Consider the following 5,709-nt stretch of genomic DNA (forward strand, 5'->3'; position numbering starts at 1 on the left):
GACAGCCACTGCGCGCCGGTGGCGTGGCCGTGCGGCTCCACGATTTCGGTCAGTTCGGGTGACGCTTCAATCTGGCTCATTTGTTTTCCTCATCCGGGACCACCTGAGTGCCGATGCCTGCGGTGGTGAAAGTTTCCAGCAGCATCGAGTGCGGCAGCCGGCCGTCCACAATGTGCGCGCGTTCCACGCCGCCGTCGACGGCTTGGAGGCACGCTTCCATCTTGGGGATCATGCCCGATTCCAGGCCCGGCAGCAGTTCGCGCAGCTCCGAGGCGGTGAGCGAGGAGATCAGCGAGGAGCGGTCCGGCCAGTTGGCGTAGAGGCCTTCGACGTCGGTCAGGATCACGAGTTTGGAGGCGCCGAGGGCTTCGGCGAGGGCCGCGGCGGCCGTGTCCGCGTTGACGTTGAGCACCTGGCCGGTGGTTTGCGCCTGTTTAGCCCCGGGATCGCCGCTGCCGTCGTCCTCGATTTCGGGGGCGACGGTCGAAATCACGGGGATCCGGCCGGCCGCGACGATGTCCAGGATGCCGTCCGGGTTCACCCCGACGACTTCGCCGACCAGGCCCAGGTCCACTTGTTCGCCGTCTACGACGGTGCCGGTGCGCACAGCGCGCAGCAGGCCGCCGTCTTCGCCGGACATTCCGACGGCGTAGGGGCCGTGCGAGTTGATCAGACCGACCAGTTCGCGGCCCACCTGGCCGGTCAGGACCATCCGGACCACGTCCATGGCCTCCGGGGTGGTGACGCGCAGGCCGCCCTTGAACTCGGATTCGATGCCGAGCCGGCCGAGCATGGCGTTGATCTGCGGGCCGCCGCCGTGAACCACCACGGGGTGGATGCCGACGTGGTGCAGGAAGACGACATCTTCGGCGAAGGCGCGGCGGAGCTCGTCGTTGACCATGGCGTTGCCGCCGTACTTGATCACCATGGTGGTTCCGGCGAAGCGTTGGATCCAGGGCAGCGCCTCGATCAGGGTGCCGGCCTTGTCCTGGGCGTCGGACATGGAGGTGGTCTCGCGGGTCTGGGTGTTCATGCGCGTTCGTCCTTCCTGCTCGTCCCTACTGTTCGTCCCTCTGGTCGTCCCGTTGAGGGGATCAGCTGGAGTAGGCGCTGTTTTCCTGGACGTAGTCGTGGGTGAGGTCGTTGGTCCAGATCGTGGCCTCGGCGGCGCCGGCCTGCAGGTCGATCTCGACGCGGACTTCGCGCGGCTCGAGGTCCACCAGGCTGCGGTCCTCGCCGATGCTGCCGTTGCGGCAAATCTGCACGCCGTTCATCGAGACGTTCAGCTGGTCCGGGTCGAAGGCCGCGTCGGTGGTGCCGACGGCGGACAGCACGCGGCCCCAGTTCGGGTCCTTGCCAAAAATGGCCGCCTTGAAGAGGTTGGAGCGTGCCACGGCGCGGCTGACCAGTTCGGCGTCCTTTTCGCTCGCGGCGTTGAAGGTGCGGATGGCGATGTCGTGGCTGGCACCCTCGGCGTCGCCGATCAGTTTGCGGGCGAGCTCCGCGCAGACCTGGGTCAGGCCCTTGCCAAACTCGACTGCTGACGGCACAGAACCTGAGGCGCCGGAGGCGAGCAGGACCACGGTGTCGTTGGTGGACATGCAGCCGTCCGAGTCCGCCCGGTCGAAGGTGACGCGGGTGGCGTCCCGGAGCACGACGTCGAGCAGTTCGGGCTGTACCTCCGCGTCGGTGGTCAGGACCACCAGCATGGTGGCCAGGCCCGGGGCGAGCATCCCGGCGCCCTTGGCCATGCCGCCGATGGTGAACCCGGCGCCTTGGGCGTCGGTGCCGGTGAAGACCGCCTGCTTGGAGACCGTGTCCGTGGTCATGATCGCGGTGGCCGCCGCCGGCCCGCCGTCGTCCGCCAGGGCAGCCGTGGCGGATCCGATCCCGGCGAGGATCTTGTCCATCGGCAGCTGTTCGCCGATCAGGCCAGTGGAGCAGACGACGACGTCCGTCGCCGAGACGCCGAGCGCCTCGGCCGTCATTTCCGCCGTGGTGTGGGTGTTCTGGAAGCCCTGCGGCCCGGTGCAGGCGTTGGCCCCGCCGGAGTTCAGGACGACGGCGTCGACCCGGCCGTCCTTGATGACTTCGCGGGACCAGCGCACCGGCGCCGCGGCCACCCGGTTGGATGTGAACACGGCTGCAGCCGCTTTGGCGGGCCCGTCGTTGACTACGAGGGCAAGGTCCGGGTTGCCGGAGGCCTTGAGGCCGGCCTTGACCCCGGCGGCGCGGAATCCTTTGGGGGCGGTGATGCTCACGGTGCGACTCCCTGGAGTTCGAGGCCGGCATTTTCCGCCAGGCCGAGGGCAATGTTCATGGACTGCACGGCGCCGCCGGCGGTCCCCTTGGTGAGGTTGTCGATGGCGCACGTGACGATGACGCGGCCGGTGTGCGCGTCGAGGGCCAACTGCATTACGGCATGGTTGGAGCCCTGTACGGATTTGGTGGCGGGCCACTGGCCTTCCGGCAGCAGGTGGACGAAGGGTTCTTCGTCGTATGCCTCGGACCAAGCGGCGCGCAGTTCCTCAGCCGTGACACCGGCGCGCACCTTGGCAGTGGCCGTGGTGAGGATGCCGCGGCTCATCGGCGCGAGGGTGGGCGTGAAGGACACTGTGACCGGAGCCCCGAGCGCCTTCGACAACCCCTGTTCGATCTCCGGCGTGTGCCGGTGTCCGCCGCCCACGCCGTAGGGACTCATCGACCCCATCACCTCGGAGCCGATCAGGTTCACCTTCGCGGCCTTGCCCGCCCCGGAGGTGCCGGAGGCCGAGACGATTACGACGTCGTCGGCCTGGAGCAGGTGGTTGCCGAACCCCGGTGTCAGGGCCAGCAGGGCCGACGTCGGGTAGCAGCCGGGGACGGCAATGCGGGTGGCGCCGCGAAGCGCCTCGCGCTGGCCGGGCAGCTCCGGCAGGCCGTAGGGCCAGGTGCCGGCATGGGGTGAGCCGTAGAACTTCTCCCAGGCCGCCGGGTCCGCCAGCCGGTGGTCCGCACCGGCGTCGATCACGAGCGTCCCGGCGGGCAGCTGCGCGGCGATCTCCGCAGAGGCCCCATGCGGCAGGGCGAGGAACACGACGTCGTGCCCGGCGAGGTTCTCCACCGTGGTGTCCTCGAGAATCCGGTCCGCCAAGCCATGGAGGTGCGGCTGCAATTCCCCTAGTCTGGAACCGGCGTTGCTGTGAGCCGTGATGGCACCGATAGTGACGTCGGGATGACCCGCCAGGAGCCTGAGGACCTCGCCGCCGGCGTAGCCGCTGGCACCGGAGACGGCAACAGAAATAGTCATAGCCACGAGTATACAGCAAGACTATGCATAGAACCCGATATTTATGCATGCACTGCCCCGCGTCCGGCTCCGCATCGTCCCGAAGCAGTTGCCCGGCGTATGCTTGGTTAAGGGTGATCCAGACCGTGCGGTTGAAAATGTTAGCCGCAGCGTTGCCCGTAACAGTTACGAGGCATGCGTTTCATGACCCCGACCACCACTCTTTCCCCCGCAACGCCGCCGCGCCCGCAGGCGCGGGTCCGGCAGCCCAACGCCGTCGTCCTGAGCTATTCGGAACTACTGAAGAGCGTCAAGGCCGCAGGCCTCCTCGAACGCAGGGTGGGTTTCTACGTCACCCTGTTTTCCGTCCTGCTCCTGCTGATGACCGCCACCTGGTTCGGCTTCGCGCTGATCGGTGACAGCTGGTTCCAGCTCCTGATCGCGGCCGCCCTGGGCATCCTCTGCACCCAGCTGAGCTTCCTGGCCCACGAGGCCGGGCACCGCCAGATCTTTGCCTCCCGCCGGGCCAACGACTGGGCCGCAAGGCTGCTCGCCACTTCGGTGGCCGGCATGAGCTACTCCTGGTGGGAGCAGAAGCACGGCGCCCACCACAACCACCCGAACGTCATTTCCAAGGATCCCGACATTGCGCCCGGGCCCATCGCCTTCCACGCCGAGGCGGTTGCCGACCGGCAGGGTCGGTTCGCGTTCCTCACCCGTAAGCAGGGCTGGTTTTTCTTCCCGCTGCTGTTCCTGGTGGGCCTCGGCCTGCAAATCGATTCAGTCAAGTTCGTCTTCCGCCGCGCCAAGGTCACGCACCGCTGGGTTGAGCTTCCGATCCTGCTGGCGCGCCTGAGCCTGCTGCCGGTCCTCACCTTCACCTTCCTGCCGTGGGGCATGGCGCTGGCCTTCATCGGCGTGCAGCTGGCCGTCTTCGGCTTCTACATGGGCGCCTCGTTCGCGCCGAACCATAAGGGCATGCCGGTGCTCCCCGCGGACAGCCGGGTGGACTTCTTCAGCCGCCAGGTCCTGACCTCCCGCAACATCTCCGGCGGACGTTTCATGGACATCCTGCTGGGCGGCCTCAACCGCCAGGCCGAGCACCATCTTTTTCCGGACATGGCCCGCCCGCAGCTGGACAAGGCAGCGGTGATCGTGCGCGAATTCTGCGCCAAGCACCAGGTCCCGTACACCGAGACCACGCTGCTGCAGTCCTACGGCATCATCGTCCGCTACCTCAACGACGTCGGCCTCGCGGCGGGCCGCCACTTCGAATGCCCCATGGCCACCGTTACGCGCCGTTACTAGCATCACGCCCGGCAACGCTGCGCCGGGAGCCTGGGTGTCCCTAGGATGGTCTCAGGGTCCGGGCCAGGAATGATCCTCCCCGGAACGGAGACATTTCAGCAAGGAGTCCCATGACACACGCAATCGTCGCCCGGCAGTCCGGTGGCCCCGAGGTACTCGAACTCGCGGAAGTCGACCGTCCGGTCCCGGGACCGGGGCAGCTGCTCATCAAGGTCGCCGCGGTGGGCGTGAACTTCATTGACACCTACAAGCGCAGCGGCGTCTACAAAGTTTCCTACCCCTTCACCCCCGGGTCCGAAGCCTCCGGATCCGTGGAGGAGCTCGGCGAGGGGGTGACCGGATTCTCGGCCGGGGACCGGGTTGCTACCGCCGAGGGTGTCAGCTGCTACGCCGGGTACGCCCTGGTGGACGCGGACAAGGCGCTGCCGGTACCCGACGGCGTCGACGACTTCACCGCGGCCGCGCTCCCCCTGCAGGGCATCACCGCGCATTACCTGATCAACTCGTCCTTCAAGGTCGAACCGGGTCACACCGTGCTGCTGCACGCCGGCGCGGGTGGCGTCGGCCTGCTCCTGATCCAGTTGCTCAAGGCCAGGGGCGCGCACGTCATCACCACCGTCTCCACCGATGAGAAGGAGGCGCTGGCCCGCGGAGCCGGCGCGGACCATGTGCTGCGCTACGAAGGCTTCGCCGCCAAGGTGCGCGAGCTGACCGACGGCGCCGGTGCCCACGTCGTGTACGACGGCGTCGGCAAGGACACCTTCGACGAATCCCTGTCCGCTTTGCGAATCCGCGGCACCCTGGTCCTGTTTGGCGCCGCCTCCGGCCCGGTTCCGCCGTTTGACCCGCAGCGGCTCAACGCCGGCGGCTCGCTCTACCTGACCCGGCCCACCATCACCCATTTCCTCCGCGACGCGCAGGAACGCCGCTGGCGCTCCGGCGAGCTGTTCGCCGCCGTGGCGGACGGCAGCCTTAAGGTCCGGATCGGTGCCCGCTACGACCTCGCCGACGCCGCGTCGGCGCACACGGACCTGGAGCAGCGGCGCACCACCGGCAAGGTCATCCTGGTTCCCTGATCGTGCCCTGTCGCGTCGCCGAAATCTCCCGTTCATCTGCTGCGAGGAGAATCACCC

5 protein-coding genes are annotated in these 5,709 nt (G+C 67.8%); 2 read left to right on the forward strand and 3 right to left on the reverse strand.

All coding sequences use genetic code 11. The features are described 5' to 3' along the window. Positions 1 to 76 precede the first annotated feature (76 nt). The 3 genes from argB to argC form a co-directional block, all read right to left on the reverse strand. Entirely contained in the window at positions 77 to 1,033 is a 957-nt protein-coding gene (argB, locus tag AB4Y86_RS10510; protein ID WP_441402178.1) for an acetylglutamate kinase, read from the reverse strand. A 61-nt stretch (positions 1,034 to 1,094) separates the two neighbouring features. Then, positions 1,095 to 2,261, reverse strand: coding sequence for a bifunctional glutamate N-acetyltransferase/amino-acid acetyltransferase ArgJ (argJ, locus tag AB4Y86_RS10515; protein ID WP_441402179.1), 1,167 nt, complete (start codon positions 2,259 to 2,261; stop codon positions 1,095 to 1,097). After that, positions 2,258 to 3,289, reverse strand: a complete 1,032-nt coding sequence (argC, locus tag AB4Y86_RS10520) for an N-acetyl-gamma-glutamyl-phosphate reductase (RefSeq protein ID WP_441402180.1) — start codon at positions 3,287 to 3,289, stop codon at positions 2,258 to 2,260. Before argC ends, argJ begins: the two co-directional genes overlap by 4 nt. 183 nt (positions 3,290 to 3,472) lie before the next feature. Here argC and AB4Y86_RS10525 point away from each other — a divergent pair, with 183 nt between their 5' ends. Both AB4Y86_RS10525 and AB4Y86_RS10530 read left to right on the forward strand, forming a co-directional pair. Then, positions 3,473 to 4,576 carry a fatty acid desaturase family protein gene (locus AB4Y86_RS10525; protein WP_441402181.1) on the forward strand — a complete coding sequence of 368 codons (1,104 nt, stop codon included), beginning with the start codon at positions 3,473 to 3,475 and terminating at the stop codon, positions 4,574 to 4,576. Between the two features lie 110 nt (positions 4,577 to 4,686). After that, positions 4,687 to 5,652, forward strand: coding sequence for a quinone oxidoreductase family protein (locus AB4Y86_RS10530; RefSeq protein WP_441402182.1), 966 nt, complete (start codon positions 4,687 to 4,689; stop codon positions 5,650 to 5,652). The last annotated feature ends 57 nt before the right edge of the window (positions 5,653 to 5,709 follow it).

It is taken from the genome of Arthrobacter sp. 2YAF22_2, from assembly GCF_052114645.1.
In the GTDB taxonomy this organism is placed as follows: Bacteria; Actinomycetota; Actinomycetes; order Actinomycetales; family Micrococcaceae; genus Arthrobacter.

Bases quoted from the DNA above. Each gene is read 5' to 3' on its own strand.
- argB (WP_441402178.1), bottom strand. From the start codon at position 1,033: ATGAACACCCAGACCCGCGAGACCACCTCCATGTCCGACGCCCAGGAC.
- argC (WP_441402180.1), bottom strand. From the start codon at position 3,289: ATGACTATTTCTGTTGCCGTCTCCGGTGCCAGCGGCTACGCCGGCGGC.
- AB4Y86_RS10525 (WP_441402181.1), top strand. From the start codon at position 3,473: ATGACCCCGACCACCACTCTTTCCCCCGCAACGCCGCCGCGCCCGCAG.
- AB4Y86_RS10530 (WP_441402182.1), top strand. From the start codon at position 4,687: ATGACACACGCAATCGTCGCCCGGCAGTCCGGTGGCCCCGAGGTACTC.